The organism is Alkalihalophilus marmarensis DSM 21297 (genome assembly GCF_000474275.2).
Classification (GTDB): Bacteria; Bacillota; Bacilli; order Bacillales; family Bacillaceae_D; genus Alkalihalophilus; species Alkalihalophilus marmarensis.
Genome location: NZ_ATAE01000003.1, coordinates 90,669 through 109,649 on the forward strand (window position 1 = coordinate 90,669; position 18,981 = coordinate 109,649).

The window sequence follows — 18,981 nt, forward strand, 5'->3', positions numbered from 1 at the left end:
AGGTGGTGGAAATGATGAAAAAAAGACCTGAAGATACAAAGGTCGTAGTAGGGATGTCAGGTGGTGTAGATTCATCTGTAACAGCCCTCGTCTTAAAAGAACAAGGCTATGATGTCATCGGGATATTTATGAAAAACTGGGATGATACTGATGAAAGCGGCTTTTGTACAGCTACTGAGGACTATGAAGATGTGATTCGTGTATGTAATCAAATCGGCATTCCTTATTATGCAGTTAATTTTGAAAAACAATATTGGGACAAGGTATTTACGTATTTCCTCGAGGAATATAAAGCGGGGCGTACGCCTAACCCAGATGTCATGTGTAATAAAGAAATCAAGTTCAAAGCGTTTTTAAACCATGCGATGGCACTTGGTGCTGATTATGTGGCAACCGGTCATTATGCACGTGTGGAAGAAGTGGACGGAGAGTTTAAATTGCTGCGTGGTGTCGACAGCAATAAAGATCAAACCTATTTCTTAAATGCCCTGTCACAGCAGCAGTTATCAAAAACGATGTTCCCAATTGGTCACATTCCTAAAAAGGAAGTGCGAGAGAAGGCGTTAGCTGCGGATCTTGCTACGGCTAAGAAAAAAGACAGCACAGGAATTTGCTTTATAGGAGAGCGTAATTTCAAAGAATTTCTAAGTGAATTCTTACCTGCTCAGCCTGGTGAAATGCAAACTGTTGATGGCGAAGTAAAGGGTAAGCATGACGGATTAATGTACTATACTTTAGGGCAGCGTCAAGGTCTTGGGATAGGTGGTGCTGGCGAGCCATGGTTTGTGATTGATAAAGACTTAGAACGCAACGTATTGATTGTTGGACAAGGGTTCCATAACCAAGGTTTATATTCAGAGGGACTAGAAGCCGTTCATTTGAATTGGATCTCACCGACAAAACCAACAAATGAATTCCGTTGTACAGCTAAATTCCGCTATCGCCAAGATGATCAAGGCGTGACGGTTATACCGCAGGAAGACGGAAGTGCGCTGGTGAAATTTGATGAGCCAGAGCGTGCGATTACACCCGGACAAGCTGTCGTTTTCTATGAAGGCGATGTGTGTTTAGGTGGAGGTACGATCGATCGAGTGATTAAAAAGTGGGAAAATGCCTAAATGGTATTTTCCCTTTTTCTCTGTGTTCCGGCGTGAGATAATAAATAAAGGTTAGAAGCAGTGAGAGGATGAAAATAATGAGCAATAATGAATTAAGTAGTAATAAAACGAATTGGAATGAAAAAGGAATTTCGTATATGAATGAACAAAATTACGAGGAAGCGGCTAAAGCGTTTAATGCTGCAATCGAAGAAAAACCAAAGGATGCAACAGCCTTTATTAACTTTGGAAATCTGCTTGGAGCCGTAAATGACTATGAACGTGCACTTATTTTCTTTGATAAAGCGATTGAACTAGATGAACATGCTGCCACTGCTTATTACGGTGCGGGAACGATTTATTTTAAACAAGATCAGTTTGAAGAAGCAGCAAAAATGTTTAAACAAGCGTTAGTAGAAAAGCTTGAAGAGGCAGATGTCTTTTTTATGCTTGGAATGAGTTATTATCAGCTTGGGGCTCTGCCGCATGCACTTGCAAACTTTAAGCGTGCCGTTGAGCTCAATAAGTCAGATGTAGATGCGCGCTTCCAGTACGGTCTAACGTTAGCTCAGCTAGAACAGGTAGAGGATGCGGTAGTTGAGCTTGAAGAAGTGGTTAAGCTGGCACCTGAACATGCGGATGCTCATTTTAACCTTGGTGTTGCTTATGCGTATCAGGAAAACTTGACGAAAGCTCTTCAAGCATTTGAAGAAGCTCTTCGTATCCAGCCGGATCATGCACTAGCTGCTAATGGACGAAAGACCGTATCAGAAGCCTTGCAATAAGGGTGATTATGAATGGATGAACAACAATCCTTAGAACAAGATAACGGAATAGAGCGTGGTTATATAAAAGGCGAGGTTCTCCATCTCGTCTTTAGAAATGATGAAAATGCCTACACTGTAGCTCTGATTCGGGTCAGTGAAACAAATGAAGAGCTAAAGGATAAGAAAATAACGGTAGTGGGAATCCTTCCACAGCTGGATGTAGCTGAAACCTTTTTGTTTTTTGGAACCATCACTGACCATCCACGTTTTGGACAGCAGTACCAAGTAGAGCAATTTAGACGAGATCTGCCTCAAACAAAGAGCGGCATCATTCAATATCTTTCAAGTGATCGCTTCCCCGGGATCGGCAAGAGGACAGCAGAAACGATTGTTGAGGTATTAGGGGAAAGGGCCATTACTCGGATTGTTGAAGACCGAGCTGTACTAAAAGCTGTACCAAAGCTCTCTAAAGAAAAAGCAGACCAATTATATCAGCAGCTCATAGACCAACAAGGAGTTGAACAGGTCCTAATGACGCTGTCAAAGCACGGATTTGGTCTTGAACTTTCAATGAAGGTATATCAAAAGTATGGGTTTCAAGCACTTGATATTATTCAAACAAATCCTTATCAGCTGATTGCAGACGTAGAAGGGATCGGATTTAGGAAAGCTGATTTACTTGGAGCTGCGATTGGTTTAACAGGGAATCACCCAGACAGGATCCGAGCGGGGCTTTTGTTTGTTGTACAAGAATTATGCTTACAAGATGGACATGTCTATATCGAAAAAGAAGAATTGATCCCTCATGTAAAACAACTGTTATCTTCACCAGATGCGTCAATAAGTGCCGAAGAAGTCGAGCATGAGCTTTTAACGATGGAAGAGGAGGATGCCCTTGTACTTGAGGAAACACGCGTTTATATAAAATCTCTGTATTTTGCTGAAAAAGGAATTGTCTCAAGTGTAAGGAGACTCATGGCTACAGAGGTTAAGGATGAATTCCCGGAATCGGAGTTCTTAAAAACGCTAGGCGAGCTTGAGGAAGAGTTGAAAATTGAATACGCACCGCAGCAGAAAGAAGCGATTCAAACAGCGTTAGCTAATCCTTTTATGCTCCTTACCGGAGGGCCGGGAACGGGAAAGACAACCGTTATTAAAGGAATTGTCGAAACGTATGCAAGACTTAACGGTTTATCACTTGACCCTAAAGCGTACACTAAATCCAATCCATTTCCGATCTTACTTGTCGCACCAACTGGAAGAGCGGCAAAGCGGATGAGCGAGGCAACAGAACTGCCTGCTGTTACCATTCATAGGCTGCTTGGCTGGAAAGGCGGAAATGGTGGATTTGAAAAAGGAGAACATGAGCAGCTGGAAGGAGAATTGATTATTGTCGATGAGGTATCAATGGTTGACATCTGGCTTGCTAATCAATTGTTAAAGGCGATCCCTAAAGGCATGCAGGTCGTTTTTGTAGGAGATCAAGATCAATTGCCTTCAGTTGGACCTGGCCAAGTACTTAAAGACTTCTTAGATGCAGAGGTAGTTCCAACAGTTCCGTTAACAGCGATCTATAGACAAAAGGAAGGCTCCTCGATCATCGAACTCGCCCACGAGATGAAACAAGGGAAATTGCCTAGCGACCTGCCTGAAGCGAAGCCTGATCGAAGGTTCTTTCCGTGTACAACCGATCACGTCCAGCATGTTGTGACACAGATTTGTGAAAATGCCATAAAAAAAGGGTACCTTGCCAGAGACATACAAGTGCTGGCTCCGATGTATAAAGGGCAGGCGGGGATTACAGAACTCAATCGCATTCTCCAAGAGCTTTTTAACCCTAAGACAGAGCAAAAACGAGAGCTTTTATACGGGGAACTTTCTTACCGGACAGGAGATGTTGTGCTTCAGCTCGTAAATAATCCTGATGAAAATGTGTACAACGGAGACCGCGGAGAAATTGTCGCGATTTTCTATGCAAAAGAAAATACAGAAAAACAAGATCAGGTTGTGATTAGTTTTGATGGAACAGAAGTTGTCTACAATAAGAAAGATTTAAATCAAATTACACATGCTTATTGCTGTTCGATCCATAAATCGCAAGGAAGCGAATTTCCAATCGTTGTCATGCCTGTAGTACGTAATTATTCTCGGATGCTTAGGAGAAACTTAATTTATACAGGGATTACTCGGGCAAAAAAATTCCTGCTTCTATGCGGCGAACTAAAATCCTTTCATACCGCAGTTACACGAGAAGATGAGTTAATCAGGTATTCGATGTTAAAAGACAAGCTTGTCGCCCTAAAACAATCTCAACAGGAATATGAGAATGGAAATGGTCAACTAACATAACGAAGGGACATAACATGCATACTAAGGTTGTTCGGAAAGGTGGGGAGTACTTTGCGAACTTTTTCAACCGTAGAAGGTCTGCCAGTCATCGAACAAGCTTCAGGAATAGAATGCGGGCATGTGCTTGATGTGTTAGTTGATCGAGGCGAGCGTATCTCAGGGTTTGTTATTGATAAGAAAGGGTGGCTTAATCACCATCTTTTTCTGCCGATAGGCGCAGTTGCAAGTTTTGGATATGACGGGGTAATGGTGGAAAATTTCAAGGATGTATATAGATATGATCGAAAAAACCATCATGCCCATCCATTAAAGCTAGGCAAAAGACGTCTTCAGGGAATTTCCTTGTTGACGACTGAAGGCGAAAAAGTCGGGCTTGTCGAAGATGTATATTTTGATGAAGAAGTGGGGACAATCGTAGGGTATGAAGTGACCGATGGGTTAGTAGCTGACTTAGTAGACGGCAGGAAGGTAGTTAAGACCAAGGGCCCTCTTGTAGTTGGCAAGGATCGCGCCATCGTGTCGATTTAAGGAGGCCCTGCGTATGCAATGTCCAAACTGTAAATCAAAAGATATCGGAAAAATCGGTACAAATCAGTACTATTGCTGGAATTGCTTTGTGGAAATGAGCTTGCAAAAAGGAATGCTAAGTTTACATCAGGTCGAAGAAGATGGTTCGCTTAGTTCCTTAGATGATTTGTTTGATGATGAGGATCTGCATGTTGGAATGTAATCCAATATAAAGGTGGTGTCATCCGATGAGAAAAGCTTTTACGTCCTTACTTGCTGTTGGAGTGGGAGCTGCTGCTTATTCGATGAGTAGTCGCCAGAAAAAGCGTAAATTTGACCAGTTTATCCAGCCTATTACGCGGTTATATATGGATAAATATCTGAATAAACGAACGTGGAATAAAACGATGAAACGCTTAACCAAACGTTTTTCGTAAATGCAGCGACAAGCTTGTCTACACATGTAGGCAGGCTTTTTTTGTGAAAAGATAAGGAGAGTGATAATGTAAATTAATTTGTACACACTAACGATAACAAGAACAGGAAAAATGAAAAGGAGGTGTTGGGAATGTGGAAAACACTTGAGAATAAGTGGATCACAAGACTTATTCTTATTTTATTACTCATGCTGATTGTATTTATGGCAATGCAATTATTCCCATTAGTAACGCCGGTACTAAGCATAATAAAAGCATTGCTGCTTCCTCTCTCCCTATCCTTCTTATTTACATATTTGCTGCATCCGCTAGTAGAGGGGCTTCATGAGCATGGGCTGCCGCGTTCGCTAAGTGTATTACTCGTATTTCTCTCTTTATTAGTTACCCTAGGCCTTGTTCTCATGTTTGGTGTTCCGTTATTAATTGAACAAGTTCAGCACGCAATGACAGTCTTACCACAGCAAATTACTGAAATAGAGAAAATGATTATACAAATTCAAACGCAAGCCAGAGCTCTTCCATCCCCTATCCAAGTTCATATTAATGAATGGTCGACTCAGGCGGGGGTGCTTGGAGCAAAAGCGCTCGATCAGATAGAAGTTCTTGCGCTATGGTTGATTCAATCTATTTTTAGTTTAATGGTCGTCCCCTTTCTTGTTTTTTATTTTTTAAAGGACTTTGACCTAATAGAAAAAGTTTCCTGGTATCTTACTCCTAGAAAATGGAGGCCGGGTTTAAAGCGCTATGCAAAAGATGTGGACCATTCATTTGGGAGCTATATAAGAGGACAACTATTAGTTGCACTTGCCGTAACAATTATTTCGAGTTTGGGTTTTTGGTTGATCGGTGTTCCCTACCCAATTCTTTTAGGAGTATTTATGGGGGCGACAGAGATGATACCATACTTTGGAGCATACATTGGTGCCGTCCCTGCTATTATCATTGCATTGTTTGAGTCTTGGCAGCTAGCTTTGATAACAGCTGGATTTATATTAATCTTACAACAGATTGAAGGAAATATTTTATCTCCAGTGATTGTTGGTAAGACATTACATTTGCACCCTATATTAATTATCCTCGCTTTGGTAATAGGGATTGAAGCAGGGGGCGTGATCGGGCTGCTATTGGCCGTACCTGCCCTTGCTATTTTAAAGGTGACTCTTCTACATTTAAGACTATATTTCATCAGTCATTGACAAGTGTATAAACGCTTTTCTATAATAGGAATCAAATGGTTTAACTCGATGGTTAGAAGAGTAGATCAACGAACGAATCGTATACAAAACACGTCGACGGAATAAGTACGAATCAGACCGCACAAAGAGAGGCAGCTCCTTAGGCTGAAAGAGCTGCTGTGTGAAGGGATTTGGAAAGCTGCTCCTGAGTGCAGGGAAAAACCTGCCGTCAGCCTCGTTACGGCTTTGAGTGATGAATTACAATAGGTAATTCATAATTAGGGTGGCACCGCGTGATTACAACTCTCGTCCCTTCTTTTTGGGATGAGGGTTTTTTTGTATGCAAATGTTCGATCAAAATAAAAAGGAGATGACAAAATGAATTCATTAACATCAGCACAAGTACGTCAAATGTATCTTGATTTCTTTAAAGAAAAAGGTCACGACATTGAACCAAGTGCATCACTTGTTCCACATGAGGACCCATCTCTTTTATGGATCAACAGCGGGGTGGCAACTCTTAAGAAGTATTTTGACGGACGAGTCATTCCGGAAAATCCACGTATTACCAATGCGCAAAAGTCAATCCGTACAAATGATATTGAAAATGTCGGTAAAACGGCACGACACCATACCTTCTTTGAAATGCTAGGAAACTTCTCTATTGGTGACTACTTTAAAGAGGAAGCGATTGAGTGGGCGTGGGAGTTCTTAACGAGCGAAAAATGGATCGGTTTTGACTCAGAAAAATTATCAGTTACGGTTCATCCAGAGGACAATGAAGCGTATGATTATTGGGCAAAGAATATTGGGGTGCCAGAAGAGCGCATTATTCGCTTAGAGGGGAATTTCTGGGATATCGGAGAAGGTCCAAGTGGTCCTAATACTGAGATTTTCTATGATCGCGGCCCTTCATATGGTGACGATGCAAATGATCCAGAACTATACCCTGGAGGAGAGAACGAACGTTACTTAGAAGTATGGAACTTGGTTTTCTCTCAGTTCAACCATAATCCAGACGGTACATACACACCTCTTCCTAAGAAAAATATTGATACAGGAATGGGTCTTGAGCGTATGGTATCTGTTATTCAAGATACGAAAACAAACTTTGAAACAGATTTATTCATGCCAATCATTCAAGCAACAGAGCAGTTAACATCTGTGAAATATGGTGCTGATACAGAAACTGATGTTGCGTTTAAAGTCATTGCAGACCATGTTCGTACCGTAACGTTTGCAGTAGGTGATGGTGCGCTTCCATCAAATGAAGGCCGCGGGTATGTCCTTCGCCGCTTGCTTCGTCGTGCAGTACGTTATGCTAAACTGATCGGTATCGATCGTCCGTTTATGTATGAACTCGTGCCGGTTGTTGGGGAGATTATGGTAGACTTCTATCCTGAAGTTAAAGAGAAAACGGAATTTATCCAAAAAGTGATGAAAACAGAAGAAGAGCGTTTCCATGAAACATTAAATGAAGGCCTCGGCATTCTTGATAAAATTCTGGCTGAAGCGAAGGCTAAGAATGAAGAAGTGATTTCTGGTTCTGATGTGTTCCGCCTTTACGATACGTACGGCTTCCCGGTAGATCTTACGGAAGAATATGTAGAAGAAAAAGGGTTAACGATTGATCGTGATGGCTTTGAGGTAGAAATGGAACAGCAGAGAAGCCGTGCACGAGCAGCACGTCAAGAATCTGGCTCTATGCAGGTACAAGATGAACTTCTAGGTGAGATTAACGCAGAAAGTACCTTTGTAGGATATAACCAATTATCAGCAGAAGGTACTGTAAGTGTGTTAATTGCAGGTAAAGAACGCATGTCAAGTGTACCAGCTGGGGAAACTGCACAAGTGATCTTAAGTACGACGCCTTTCTATGCAGAAAGCGGCGGACAAGTAGCTGATACGGGTACGATTATTGGCGAGGGAGTTATCGCACGTGTAGCAGAAGTAACAAAAGCTCCAAACGGCCAACACCTTCACACCATAGTTGTTGAAGAAGGAGAGCTGAAGGAAGGCGTTACAGTGACAAGTACGGTAGAGGAAACCTCTCGTATCGGCATTGTTAAAAACCATACAGCGACTCACTTGCTTCACCAAGCGTTAAAAGATGTTCTAGGAGTTCATGTGAACCAAGCAGGTTCCCTTGTATCAGAAGATCGTCTTCGTTTTGATTTCTCTCATTTCGGTCAAGTAACGAAAGAAGAGTTAACAAAAATTGAAGAAATCGTGAATGAAAAAGTTTGGAATGCCATTTCTGTAGATATCAGCGAAAAGAAACTTGCTGAAGCGAAAGAAATGGGTGCAATGGCGCTTTTCGGTGAGAAATACGGAGACACTGTACGCGTCGTGCAAGTTGGCGATTACTCATTAGAGCTGTGCGGTGGTTGTCATGTTGGCAACACAGCAGAGATTGGATTATTTAAAGTTGTATCTGAATCTGGGATTGGTGCAGGCGTCAGACGTATTGAAGCGGTCACTGGGCAAGGTGCATATGAATTCATGAATGATCAGCTACGTTTATTGACGACAGCATCTGAACTAGTTAAAGCGAAAAATGTAAAAGATGTTCCTGCAAGAATTGAAGCGATGCAGCAGCAAATTCGAGATCTGCAGCGTGAAAACGAATCATTATCATCAAAATTGGGCAACATGGAAGCTGGGAACCTTATTGATGAAGCAGTAGAAGTAAATGGTGTTAAAGTTCTATCTAAAGAAGTCAATGCAAGTGATATGGAAGGACTTCGTGCGATCGTGGATAAGCTGAAGCAAGACCTTGATTCAGGCGTAATTGTTCTAGGTGCCGTTTCTGGTGAAAAAGTAAATCTTGTTGCTGGTGTAACAAAAGATTTAATTAGTCAGGGCCACCATGCAGGAAAACTTGTAAAAGAAGTAGCATCACGCTGCGGCGGCGGCGGCGGCGGCCGTCCTGATATGGCGCAAGCAGGCGGTAAAAAGCCAGAACAGTTAGCTGAAGCACTGGCTTATGTTCCTGAATTCGTTAAAACAATTTCCTAATTTGGCCAACTTCGTGTACAATAGAATAAGACAACCTTTTATGTACGAGAATTTGATACTAGAATTCAATAAAGGTAAAGAAAGAAAGAGGTGTTTGTGATGAGCTCTATGGACAAGACAATGCAATTTAACTTTCCTGATGATTCCGTTGATGTTGACGTCCAAGAGGTATTACTTTCGGTATATGAGGCACTTGAGGAAAAAGGGTACAACCCGATCAATCAAATTGTAGGTTATTTACTTTCTGGTGATCCAGCGTATATCCCTCGCCACAAGGACGCTCGTGCACTTATCAGAAAGCTTGAGCGTGATGAGCTGATTGAGCAATTGGTAAAGTCTTATTTGTCACAGCACCGTAAGGAGAATGAATGAGAGCTTTAGGACTTGATGTAGGCACCAAGACAGTAGGGATTGCCCTCAGCGATGAATTAGGGTGGACGGCACAAGGCATTGAAACCCTTCGCAGAAATGAAGAAGATCCAGAGAGTGACTTCTTAAAAATTGCCGAGCTAGCAAGACAAAATGATGTTGGAACCATTGTCATTGGACTGCCCAAAAACATGAATGGCACCATTGGCCCAAGCGGGGAGCGTTGCATGGAATTTGCAGACTCTCTTAAAGAGCATTTAGACTGTGAATTTGTGATGTGGGATGAACGCCTTACAACGGTAGCTGCTGAACGAATGCTTGTAAGTGCTGATGTGAGTCGTAAGAAACGTAAAAAAGTAATTGATAAAATGGCTGCAGTTATGATCCTTCAAGGATATCTTGATCGAAAAGGAATGTAGCTTAAATAGAAGAGGTGTAGACATTATGTCACAAGAAGAAAAAGAACGCATTGTTATTCCTGACGAGAACGGTGATGAGCATCTATTTGATGAACTATTTAAATTCACTGTAGATGAAACAGGAAAGAGTTATATTTTAGTTACTCCAGTTGGAGATAATGAAGATGATTCAGAGGAAGAAGTAGAAGTATTTGCTTTCCGTTACGAAGATCGTGAAGGCGAAGATAACGACATTGCTTTATTCGCAGTGGAAACAGATCAAGAATGGGAAATGGTTGAGGAAATGCTTAACACGTTCTCAGCAGAAGAGGAAGAGTAAGAATTAGTTTGCTCTAAATCAGAATAAGAAAAAGCCCTTTTGCCAAAGCTTAGCAAAAGGGCTTTTTCATGTGTTCCGACATTCTTTGTTTTGTCACAATATAGAGGTTTTTCGGCTATCAAACAATTTGTTTACTGACATATTGCAGAATTATAGTATAATGATACGGTGGAAGGGGGAGAACGATGTCTGATTCCAACGAAAAACCACGAAATGATTTATATGAAGAACGGGTATCAGAGGCGAAAGTAGTTCGCAAAATCGTCTTTTATAGTGTCATTGGACTTGCTGCAATGGCGTTAATAGCCATAATTAGTGGATATTTTTATTTTAGTAATGCATTAGGTCCGGTAGATTCAGGAGAAGGGGAAACGGTTGAAGTCACGATCCCGATTGGGTCATCGTCTACGCAAATCGGACAAATCCTTGAAGAAGAAGGCCTTATTAATAACGGAACGATTTTCAGATATTACGTACGTTACAAAAATGAATCTGGATTTCAAGCAGGTACGTATGCCTTGTCTACTTCAATGACCATGGATGAAATGATTCAAGAGTTAAAAGAAGGACGTGTCATTGAAGAGCCTGAGTTAATCTTCACCATTCCTGAAGGCAGATGGTTAGAAGATGTAGCTGTTATGATTGCGAATGAAACGGGTCATGATGCAGAAGAAGTCATGTCTGTACTGAATGACGAAGAGTACTTAGAAGAATTAATTAATCGTTTTAGTATGCTGACAGAGGATATCTTGCAAGAAGATATCCGCTATCCTCTTGAAGGGTATTTATTCCCGGCACGTTATGACTTTATGGAAGCTGAACCTAGCATTCAATCGGTAATTGAAGCGATGCTTAGCCGTACACAGGAAATTATTGATCAGAACCTGGCTGCGATAGAAGAAAGCGACTATTCAGTACACGAGGTCTTAGCGCTTGCTTCCATTATTGAAAGAGAAGCACAAACGTCTGAGGACCGTTATAAAATTGCAGGGGTTCTTCACAATCGACTTGATGATGGAATGAGACTTGAGGTTGACCCAACAGTCGCATATGCGATTGGGGAGCACAGATATATGACTACCTTTGCTGACCTTGAAGTTCAGTCTCCATATAATACGTATCGTAATACAGGGATCCCAATCGGGCCGATTGCAAACCCTGGGGAAGATGCGATTAAAGCGGCAATCAACCCAGAAGATACAAATTATTTATTCTTCTATGCGCGTTATAACGGAGAAGTTATTTACAATGAAACATATGAAGCACATAACCGGACTCATCAGCAGTACCGCCAAGAATGGGTAGAGGCTGCACAAGACGAGGGTGAAACAGAAACTGAGACAGAGTAGGACAAGCAGAGGGGGATGTGGCAGTGGCACTCCCTCTCTTTCTACGTCCAAATAAGAGGTAGAAAGAAGTGGAAGACGTGATTAATAACCAAGTTGAAAATTATCTGAAATCACTTGTCCCTAAAAGAACCCAATTAGTTATGGAGATGGAAGCGTACGCCAAAGAATATCAAGTGCCGATTATGGATTTAGTCGGGATGGAGAGCCTGCTTTGGCAGCTTAAACTGATTAAGCCAGAACGTATCCTTGAAGTTGGGGCAGCAATTGGCTACTCAGCGATCCGTATGGCTCAAGAGCTGCCTAATGCAACCATTGTTACGATTGAGAGAGATGAAGTACGCTATAAGGAAGCTTTGGCAAATATTGATAAAAATGAGTTGTCTGACCGAATTGAGGTACGATTTGGAGATGCACTTGATTTAGCTCAAATACTTGAATCAGAGCCCCTTTTTGATGTATTATTTATTGATGCCGCAAAAGGGCAATATCAACGTTTTCTTGATTTATATGGGAAAATGGTCAAGCCAAATGGTGTTGTTTTTTCTGATAATGTTTTATTTAGAGGCCTAGTTGCCGAAGATGAAATAGAAGAAAAGCGATTACGCTCAATTGCTAGGAAATTAAGAACATATAACGAGTGGTTAATGCAGCATCCTGACTATGATACGAGAATTTTACCGGTCGGAGATGGGCTTGCGATAAGTATTAAGAAATAGAAGTACAGGAGGGTGAGAGTGACATGAGTAAAAAGCCAGAATTACTATGCACGCCGGCAGATTTAACAGCAGCAGAACGCTTATTTAAAGCAGGCGCTGATGCGGTCATCATCGGGGAAGAACGTTACGGGCTTCGTCTAGCAGGGGAATTTACAAGAGACGATATCAAAGCTTGTGTGAAGCTTGCGCATGATGCAGGCAAAAAAGTGTATGTGGCAATGAATGCACTTTTTCATAATGACAAAGTAGGAGAACTAGCAGATTACATTGCATTCTTAAAAGAGGCGAATGTAGATGCGATTGTGTTTGGGGACCCTGCTGTTTTAATGACAGCAAGAGAAGTGGCTCCTGATATGAAGCTGCACTGGAATACAGAAACAACGGCAACGAACTGGTTTACAGCAAATTACTGGGGACGTAAGGGAGCAAAACGTGCTGTGTTGGCACGTGAGCTTAATATGGATGCCATCGTTGAAATTAAAGAAGAAGCGGATGTTGAGGTTGAGGTTCAAGTACATGGCATGACATGTATGTTCCAATCAAAACGTACCCTAATCGGCAATTATATGAAGTTCCAAGGAAAGAATCTAGCTGTAGAACGTACGGATCAATCTCGTAATATGGTGTTATTTGATGAAGAACGTGATGCAAAATATCCTATTTTTGAAGATGAAAATGGGACGCATATTATGAGCCCTAATGATATTTCTATTATTGATGAGCTAGAAGAGATGATTGATGCTGGAGTGGACAGCTTTAAGATTGAAGGAATCTTAAAATCAACGGAGTATATGGAAGAAGTAGTAGCGGCATATCGTGCGGCGATCGATTTATGTGTTCTAGACCGTGATGCTTATGAAGAGAAGAAAGATGAGTTTGTTGAACAAATCGAAGCAATCCAGCCAGCTAACCGTAAGTTAGATACAGGATTCTTCTTTAAAGAAACGGTTTACTAAGGAGGGAAATATGATGCAGACGATTGCTGAAACAACAAAAGAAGGCAAGCGTATTATCGTGAAAAAGCCTGAGCTTCTTGCTCCGGCAGGAAGTTTAGATAAGCTGAAAGTCGCTGTACATTATGGTGCAGATGCGGTGTATATCGGAGGCCGAGAGTTTGGCTTGCGTTCTAATGCAGACAACTTCTCAATCGACCAAATGCGTGAAGGTGTACAGTTTGCAAATAAATACGGGGCAAAAGTATATGTCACAACGAATATCTATGCTCATAATGAAAATATGGACGGGCTTGAAGAATACTTGCGTGACTTGCAGGATGTTGGTGTAACAGGGATAATCGTTGCTGATCCATTGATTATTGAAACCTGTAAGCGAGTGGCACCTAAAGTAGAGGTGCACCTTAGCACACAGCAATCTCTTTCTAACTGGCTCGCTGTGAAGTATTGGAAAGAAGAAGGCTTACACCGTGTCGTTTTAGCTCGTGAGGTCAGTTTAGAAGAAATGCTTGAGATGAAGAAAAATGTGGATATTGAAATTGAAACATTTGTACACGGAGCAATGTGTATTTCATACTCAGGACGTTGTGTATTAAGTAATCATATGACTGCACGTGATTCAAACCGGGGAGGTTGCTGCCAATCATGCCGTTGGGAATATGATCTTTACGAAACGAATGAAGACGGGGAAAAAGCGTTATTTAACCCAGATGATGCAGCGTATACGATGAGCCCGAAAGATTTGAACCTTGTTCAAGCCATTCCTAAGCTGATTGAAGCAGGAATTGACAGTTTAAAAGTAGAAGGCCGTATGAAATCTATCCATTACGTAGCAACTGTAACAAGTGTGTACCGTAAAGTGATTGATGCCTATTGTGCGGATCCTGAGAACTTTGTTATTGATAAGTCTTGGTTAGATGAACTAGAGAAATGTGCTAACCGTGACTTTGCCCCTCAATTCTTTGAAGGCAAGCCGACGTTTGAAGAGCAAATGTATGGAACGCATCCAAAGCGTACGAAATATGATTTTGCTGGTCTTGTGCTTGATTATGATGCGGAGACAAGCATGGTAACATTACAGCAGCGCAACCACTTCAAACCTGGTGATGAGATTGAGTTCTTTGGTCCAGAAATTGAAAACTTTGTTCAAACAGTAGGAACGATTTGGAATGAAGACGGTGATGAACTTGATGCAGCAAGACATCCGCTTGAGATCGTTCGTTTCAAGGTAGACCGTCCTGTATATCCTCAGAATATGATGCGTAAAGAGGTACGATAAATGGTGAAGAAACCGATAGTGATTGGTGTGGCAGGCGGAACAGGTTCTGGTAAGACCACTGTCGCAAAAGAAATTTTTCAACAGTTTAATGAGCAGTCTATTGTGTTAATCGAACAAGATGCGTATTATAAGGATCAAAGCCATTTTGCATTTGAGGAACGTCTTCAAACAAACTATGATCATCCCTTTGCTTTTGATAATGATTTATTACTTGAGCACTTGCAGCAGCTTGCTCGCGGTGAGGGGATAGAGAAGCCAGTTTATGATTACAAAGCACATACACGTTCTGATGATGTGATTGTGATCGACCCAAAAGACGTAATTATTGTCGAGGGGATTTTGATTTTAGAAGACGAACGCCTTCGTGATATGATGGATATTAAATTATTCGTCGATACTGATGCGGACATTCGTATTATCCGTCGTCTTGTTCGAGATATTAAAGAACGCGGCCGCTCGATTGAATCAGTAATTGACCAATATACAACGGTTGTAAGACCTATGCATCTTCAATTTATTGAGCCGACAAAGCGTTATGCGGACGTAGTCATTCCAGAGGGTGGCCAAAACCGTGTCGCAATTGATCTAATGGTGACAAAAATTCGCACAATTATTGAAGAAAAAGCCATTTTGTAATAGCATAAAGAAAGCGAGGTTCCATAGACCTTGCTTCTTTTTCTACATATGTATAGAATTTCTTATTTTAGATGGGAATACTATATACAACTGATATTGGATATATGACGAGGAGTGAAAGTCAATGGCAGAAGAAAAAAAGCATTATATGACTGAAGATGGAAAGCGTAAATTAGAAGAAGAATTAGAATTTCTTAAAACAGAGCGACGTAAAGAAGTCGTTGAGCGTATAAAAATTGCCCGCAGCTTCGGTGATCTATCTGAGAACTCTGAGTACGACTCAGCTAAAGAAGAGCAAGCTTTCGTTGAAGGACGTATTGCTCAGCTTGAAAAAATGATTCGTAACGCGGTTATGATTGAAGAAGAAGCAGGTTCATCTCATGCTGTATCATTAGGTAAGCGTGTTAAATTTATTGAACTTCCTGATGGAGATGAAGAAGAGTATACAATCGTAGGTAGTGCAGAAAGTGATCCTGCAGAAGGTAAAATCTCAAACGATTCACCAATGGCACAAAGCTTACTAGGACGCTCTGTAGGAGATAAAGTAACAGTTAACACTCCTGCTGGTGAAATGAAAATTGAAATCTTAGAAATTAACTAAGCAATGAACTAAGCAATGAACTAAGTAATGAAGAAAACCGCCTCTACGGGCGGTTTTTTGTTTTTAATATGTTTTATTGTTCCAATACTTGTTTTGCTAGCTGAATGATCGTCATATCATCCATTGGCGGATTATGCAGACCAAACCGGACATCTCGGTAGTAACGTTGCAGAGGATTATCATAAAAGAGACCGCTTGCTCCGGCCACCCGCATTGCTTGGTCTACAACGTCGTTGGCCGAATTAACTACCATCATTTTAACGGCAGCAAGCTCCGGCTTCATGAATGATCTTTCTTCTTGTGAGGAATTATCCCATTTTTTAGCTACCGAGTAGAGAAAATGTCTGCTTTGCATCAGCTTCGCTTCATTTTCTCCAATGCGCTGCTGTACATTTGGCAGCTCACTTATTGTGCCTGAAATACTATTTGGCGAATACGTTTTTGCGAAGTTGATCGATTCTCTCTGTGCAGCTTCAGCAATGCCTAAGTAGCATGCAGGGATATGCAAAAGCCAGCCCATCGCCGGTTTTTCTTTTTTTGATAGTCTCTCTACTAAGAAACGGTTAGGTACTCGTACATTTTTTAAGAGGAGGTCGTGACTGCCTGTAGCACGCATTCCAACGGTGTTCCAGGTTTCGTCAATTATTATGCCCGGACTCTCACGTGGGATTAAGAAATTTGCTGTACCCTTTTCATGTTCTAAAGAGGCTGTGACAATGAAATAATCAAGTACAGGAGCCATTGTCGTGAATGTTTTCTTTCCTGAAATCACCCACTCTGTGCCGTCTTGCACAGCAGTCGTTTGCGGTTTGCCCCCTCGTGTAGGACTTCCTGTATCAGGCTCAGTTGCCGCAGCATTAATTAATTTGCCGTGCTGGATTACTTCTTCACAAATCTCTTTATAAATGTTTTCGTTCCACTTATCTTGTTCTCCTAAATTCTTAATGATTCCCATATGCCAGCCAATGGATAAAGCTGTAGCCCCGTCACCCTGTGCTAAGAGTTGCTGTAAGCGCACAAGTTCGTATAGTGTTATCTCAGCTCCCCCATATTTCTTTGGCACGGTCAAACTTGTATAACCTATCTGTTTTAGTTCTTCTATATTTTCTTTTGGGAAGCTCGCATCTAGATCATGAGCTGCAGCTCGTTTACGGAATCGTTCTACAAAAGGTTGTAATTCTTTTAAACGCTCATCTGTTTGGTGTAAGTTACTACCCACAATTTGACCTCCTTGTTCATATAAACTTATAAACAGAATACGCAAAGCTTTCCTAAAACGCAAAAAAACAACCTTGCCTGTTCGGAAAAATGTGTTCTTTTCAAATAGGTCGCATGGTCGTAAAAAAATATGTAGAATATCGGAAGTTCCACATTACTTTGCTTACATTTGATAGGATAGAAAAAGTGGAAGGTGTGTACCATCACGAAAAAGATGAAAATACTTCCTTAGACATAGTCGCCTTTTAGGGAGAGATTTTGTATAATACTATTCATAGATAATCCATTTAGTGTAGTTGATAGTTTAAGAGAGAGGAAGTGGAAACTGTGCAAGGAACACGTTTTGAACATCGAAAAAAGAAGCGTATGAATACAATTTTAAATGTAGCGATTGGACTCGTAGTGGTTTTAATTATTGTGTTTGCAGCGCAAATATTCCTCGGCTCTTCTAATACAGAAGAAGCAGCACTTGAAATAGATGACGAATCTGAAGAAAATGTAGAAGTTGAAACAGAACCTGAAGCAACGGTTGACCCGGAAGAAGTAGCTGATTCACCTGAGGAAGCACCTGATGAGGAAGCATTAGAAGAAGGTGAAGACGAAGAAGGTACTGAAGAGGATGACCTAGAGCCGGTTGAAGACGGCGATTGGGAACCGGTTGGTACAAACCAATCAGGAGAATTCTCACATGACTTTACGAAGGGCGGACAAAACTGGAATGAAATGGAACGAGCTCTTCGTTATGCAACAGGTCTTGGTGGTGACATGATCGTATGGCGGATCGAAAATGGCGGACCTACTTCTGTTGTCGGGACAGTAAGTGGACCAACTGAGCAAACGACCCCATATCAAGTCCAGCTTGATTGGGTAGATGGCCAAGGCTGGATGCCTGTTTCAAAAGAACAATTATCACACAATCCTTATCGCAGAGGGTGACGTGGAAGCGGCTGTCCAATTTTGGGACAGCCGCTTGTTTTATATACGGTTAATTAATCGGTTTGACACACTCCGCTTCATCATTTCTTGGATTATTAACGATGGTTGAAACTTGGTCAGCCATCATGGGATCGGATGGATAAGGGGAGAGTAATGTTTTTACTTGTACTAAATCTGACTCAGGACTAAGCCAAGTCGAGTAGTCTTGCTGCTTCAATATGACGGGCATTCTGTCGTGCAAGCCAGCCATGATCTTATTAGGTTTTGTAGTTAAGATCGTACAGCTGTATATAGCGTTATTCTTCTCATCTACGTATTTTTCCCAAAGGCCGGCCAGCCCAAATAGCTGCCGATTTTTTAGAGAAATGAAATAAGGAACTTTATTGTTACCATCTCGTTTCCATTCATAAAATCCAGAACAAGGTATCAGACAACGTTTCTGTTTGAATGGTTGCATGAAGGATGGCTTTTCATCAACGGTTTCCCCTCTAGCGTTAATCATTTTGTACCCAATCTTTTCATCTTTTGCCCATCTCGGAATAAGGCCCCAGCGTAAATAACCTATTCTCCTATCACCATTTTCTCCCTGAATAATGGAAAGTATTTGACTTTGAGGGGCTATATTATAGCGAGCAGAATAATCACTAGGAACGTCATTCATAAATTTAAATTCTTCTTGCAGCTGCTTTCTACCGCTAAATAAAGAGAAACGTCCACACATAATATCCCTCCAATATCCTTTTATTATTAACAAGTATAACCAAGTATCCCTGCATGTATCTTAATTAGAATCGTGCACTATGTAAAAATGAGTAGTCAAAGACCCCTCGATTGAA

At 41.3% G+C, this 18,981-nt stretch carries 20 protein-coding genes and 1 other annotated feature; of the genes, 18 read left to right on the forward strand and 2 right to left on the reverse strand.

Annotated features, from left to right (window positions below):
• The first annotated feature begins 14 nt into the window (after nt 1-14).
• The 17 genes from mnmA (at nt 15) to greA (ending at nt 15,991) form a co-directional block, all read left to right on the forward strand.
• Nucleotides 15-1,118 (forward strand): tRNA 2-thiouridine(34) synthase MnmA, encoded by a 1,104-nt coding sequence (mnmA, locus tag A33I_RS00555; protein WP_022626528.1) that lies wholly within the window; start codon nt 15-17, stop codon nt 1,116-1,118.
• A gap of 77 nt (nt 1,119-1,195) precedes the next feature.
• Nucleotides 1,196-1,882 carry a tetratricopeptide repeat protein gene (locus tag A33I_RS00560; protein ID WP_022626529.1) on the forward strand — a complete coding sequence of 229 codons (687 nt, stop codon included), beginning with the start codon at nt 1,196-1,198 and terminating at the stop codon, nt 1,880-1,882.
• Nucleotides 1,883-1,894: 12 nt separating this feature from the next.
• Nucleotides 1,895-4,213, forward strand: a complete 2,319-nt coding sequence (recD2, locus tag A33I_RS00565) for an SF1B family DNA helicase RecD2 (RefSeq protein WP_022626530.1) — start codon at nt 1,895-1,897, stop codon at nt 4,211-4,213.
• Between the two features lie 51 nt (nt 4,214-4,264).
• Nucleotides 4,265-4,741 (forward strand): PRC-barrel domain-containing protein, encoded by a 477-nt coding sequence (locus A33I_RS00570; RefSeq protein WP_022626531.1) that lies wholly within the window; start codon nt 4,265-4,267, stop codon nt 4,739-4,741.
• Between the two features lie 13 nt (nt 4,742-4,754).
• A complete protein-coding gene (locus tag A33I_RS00575; protein WP_012957789.1) occupies nt 4,755-4,943 on the forward strand; it encodes a hypothetical protein in 189 nt (62 codons plus the stop codon).
• A 25-nt stretch (nt 4,944-4,968) separates the two neighbouring features.
• A complete protein-coding gene (locus A33I_RS00580) occupies nt 4,969-5,157 on the forward strand; it encodes a DUF3918 family protein (protein ID WP_022626532.1) in 189 nt (62 codons plus the stop codon).
• A gap of 131 nt (nt 5,158-5,288) precedes the next feature.
• Nucleotides 5,289-6,353 carry an AI-2E family transporter gene (locus tag A33I_RS00585; protein ID WP_022626533.1) on the forward strand — a complete coding sequence of 355 codons (1,065 nt, stop codon included), beginning with the start codon at nt 5,289-5,291 and terminating at the stop codon, nt 6,351-6,353.
• 84 nt (nt 6,354-6,437) lie between these two features.
• Nucleotides 6,438-6,649 (forward strand) — a binding site (T-box leader).
• Nucleotides 6,650-6,710: 61 nt separating this feature from the next.
• On the forward strand, nt 6,711-9,350 hold the full coding sequence (gene alaS, locus A33I_RS00590; protein WP_022626534.1) for an alanine--tRNA ligase: 2,640 nt from the start codon (nt 6,711-6,713) through the stop codon (nt 9,348-9,350).
• A gap of 99 nt (nt 9,351-9,449) precedes the next feature.
• A complete protein-coding gene (locus A33I_RS00595; protein WP_012957793.1) occupies nt 9,450-9,722 on the forward strand; it encodes an IreB family regulatory phosphoprotein in 273 nt (90 codons plus the stop codon).
• Nucleotides 9,719-10,138, forward strand: coding sequence for a Holliday junction resolvase RuvX (gene ruvX / locus A33I_RS00600; protein WP_022626535.1), 420 nt, complete (start codon nt 9,719-9,721; stop codon nt 10,136-10,138). The genes A33I_RS00595 and ruvX overlap by 4 nt, the downstream gene beginning before the upstream one ends.
• A gap of 25 nt (nt 10,139-10,163) precedes the next feature.
• Complete coding sequence (locus tag A33I_RS00605) at nt 10,164-10,457, forward strand: DUF1292 domain-containing protein (RefSeq protein ID WP_022626536.1); 294 nt, start codon at nt 10,164-10,166, stop codon at nt 10,455-10,457.
• A gap of 185 nt (nt 10,458-10,642) precedes the next feature.
• Nucleotides 10,643-11,806 carry an endolytic transglycosylase MltG gene (mltG, locus tag A33I_RS00610; RefSeq protein ID WP_022626537.1) on the forward strand — a complete coding sequence of 388 codons (1,164 nt, stop codon included), beginning with the start codon at nt 10,643-10,645 and terminating at the stop codon, nt 11,804-11,806.
• Between the two features lie 77 nt (nt 11,807-11,883).
• Nucleotides 11,884-12,522, forward strand: coding sequence for an O-methyltransferase (locus A33I_RS00615; RefSeq protein WP_031311279.1), 639 nt, complete (start codon nt 11,884-11,886; stop codon nt 12,520-12,522).
• Between the two features lie 23 nt (nt 12,523-12,545).
• Nucleotides 12,546-13,478: a peptidase U32 family protein gene (locus A33I_RS00620; RefSeq protein WP_022626539.1), complete on the forward strand. Its 933-nt coding sequence runs from the start codon at nt 12,546-12,548 to the stop codon at nt 13,476-13,478.
• Between the two features lie 13 nt (nt 13,479-13,491).
• Complete coding sequence (locus tag A33I_RS00625; protein WP_022626540.1) at nt 13,492-14,754, forward strand: peptidase U32 family protein; 1,263 nt, start codon at nt 13,492-13,494, stop codon at nt 14,752-14,754.
• Nucleotides 14,755-15,390, forward strand: coding sequence for a uridine kinase (gene udk, locus A33I_RS00630; protein ID WP_022626541.1), 636 nt, complete (start codon nt 14,755-14,757; stop codon nt 15,388-15,390).
• A gap of 124 nt (nt 15,391-15,514) precedes the next feature.
• The gene (gene greA, locus A33I_RS00635; RefSeq protein WP_022626542.1) at nt 15,515-15,991 is read left to right on the forward strand and encodes a transcription elongation factor GreA; all 477 of its coding nucleotides are present in this window, start codon (nt 15,515-15,517) and stop codon (nt 15,989-15,991) included.
• Nucleotides 15,992-16,064: 73 nt separating this feature from the next.
• Here the strand turns inward: greA and A33I_RS00640 are convergent, their stop codons facing one another.
• Nucleotides 16,065-17,210 carry an acyl-CoA dehydrogenase family protein gene (locus A33I_RS00640; protein WP_022626543.1) on the reverse strand — a complete coding sequence of 382 codons (1,146 nt, stop codon included), beginning with the start codon at nt 17,208-17,210 and terminating at the stop codon, nt 16,065-16,067.
• A gap of 317 nt (nt 17,211-17,527) precedes the next feature.
• On the opposite strand from A33I_RS00640, the gene A33I_RS00645 reads away from it, so the two are divergent.
• Entirely contained in the window at nt 17,528-18,145 is a 618-nt protein-coding gene (locus tag A33I_RS00645) for a YrrS family protein (protein ID WP_235806152.1), read from the forward strand.
• Between the two features lie 49 nt (nt 18,146-18,194).
• Here the strand turns inward: A33I_RS00645 and A33I_RS00650 are convergent, their stop codons facing one another.
• Entirely contained in the window at nt 18,195-18,866 is a 672-nt protein-coding gene (locus A33I_RS00650; RefSeq protein WP_022626545.1) for an SOS response-associated peptidase, read from the reverse strand.
• Nucleotides 18,867-18,981 lie beyond the last annotated feature (115 nt).

Bases quoted from the DNA above. Each gene is read 5' to 3' on its own strand.
- mltG (WP_022626537.1), top strand. From the start codon at position 10,643: ATGTCTGATTCCAACGAAAAACCACGAAATGATTTATATGAAGAACGG.
- udk (WP_022626541.1), top strand. From the start codon at position 14,755: ATGGTGAAGAAACCGATAGTGATTGGTGTGGCAGGCGGAACAGGTTCT.
- A33I_RS00625 (WP_022626540.1), top strand. From the start codon at position 13,492: ATGCAGACGATTGCTGAAACAACAAAAGAAGGCAAGCGTATTATCGTG.
- A33I_RS00580 (WP_022626532.1), top strand. From the start codon at position 4,969: ATGAGAAAAGCTTTTACGTCCTTACTTGCTGTTGGAGTGGGAGCTGCT.
- ruvX (WP_022626535.1), top strand. From the start codon at position 9,719: ATGAGAGCTTTAGGACTTGATGTAGGCACCAAGACAGTAGGGATTGCC.
- A33I_RS00560 (WP_022626529.1), top strand. From the start codon at position 1,196: ATGAGCAATAATGAATTAAGTAGTAATAAAACGAATTGGAATGAAAAA.
- mnmA (WP_022626528.1), top strand. From the start codon at position 15: ATGAAAAAAAGACCTGAAGATACAAAGGTCGTAGTAGGGATGTCAGGT.
- A33I_RS00585 (WP_022626533.1), top strand. From the start codon at position 5,289: ATGTGGAAAACACTTGAGAATAAGTGGATCACAAGACTTATTCTTATT.
- A33I_RS00620 (WP_022626539.1), top strand. From the start codon at position 12,546: ATGAGTAAAAAGCCAGAATTACTATGCACGCCGGCAGATTTAACAGCA.
- A33I_RS00595 (WP_012957793.1), top strand. From the start codon at position 9,450: ATGAGCTCTATGGACAAGACAATGCAATTTAACTTTCCTGATGATTCC.
- A33I_RS00575 (WP_012957789.1), top strand. From the start codon at position 4,755: ATGCAATGTCCAAACTGTAAATCAAAAGATATCGGAAAAATCGGTACA.
- A33I_RS00650 (WP_022626545.1), bottom strand. From the start codon at position 18,866: ATGTGTGGACGTTTCTCTTTATTTAGCGGTAGAAAGCAGCTGCAAGAA.
- alaS (WP_022626534.1), top strand. From the start codon at position 6,711: ATGAATTCATTAACATCAGCACAAGTACGTCAAATGTATCTTGATTTC.
- greA (WP_022626542.1), top strand. From the start codon at position 15,515: ATGGCAGAAGAAAAAAAGCATTATATGACTGAAGATGGAAAGCGTAAA.
- A33I_RS00605 (WP_022626536.1), top strand. From the start codon at position 10,164: ATGTCACAAGAAGAAAAAGAACGCATTGTTATTCCTGACGAGAACGGT.
- recD2 (WP_022626530.1), top strand. From the start codon at position 1,895: ATGGATGAACAACAATCCTTAGAACAAGATAACGGAATAGAGCGTGGT.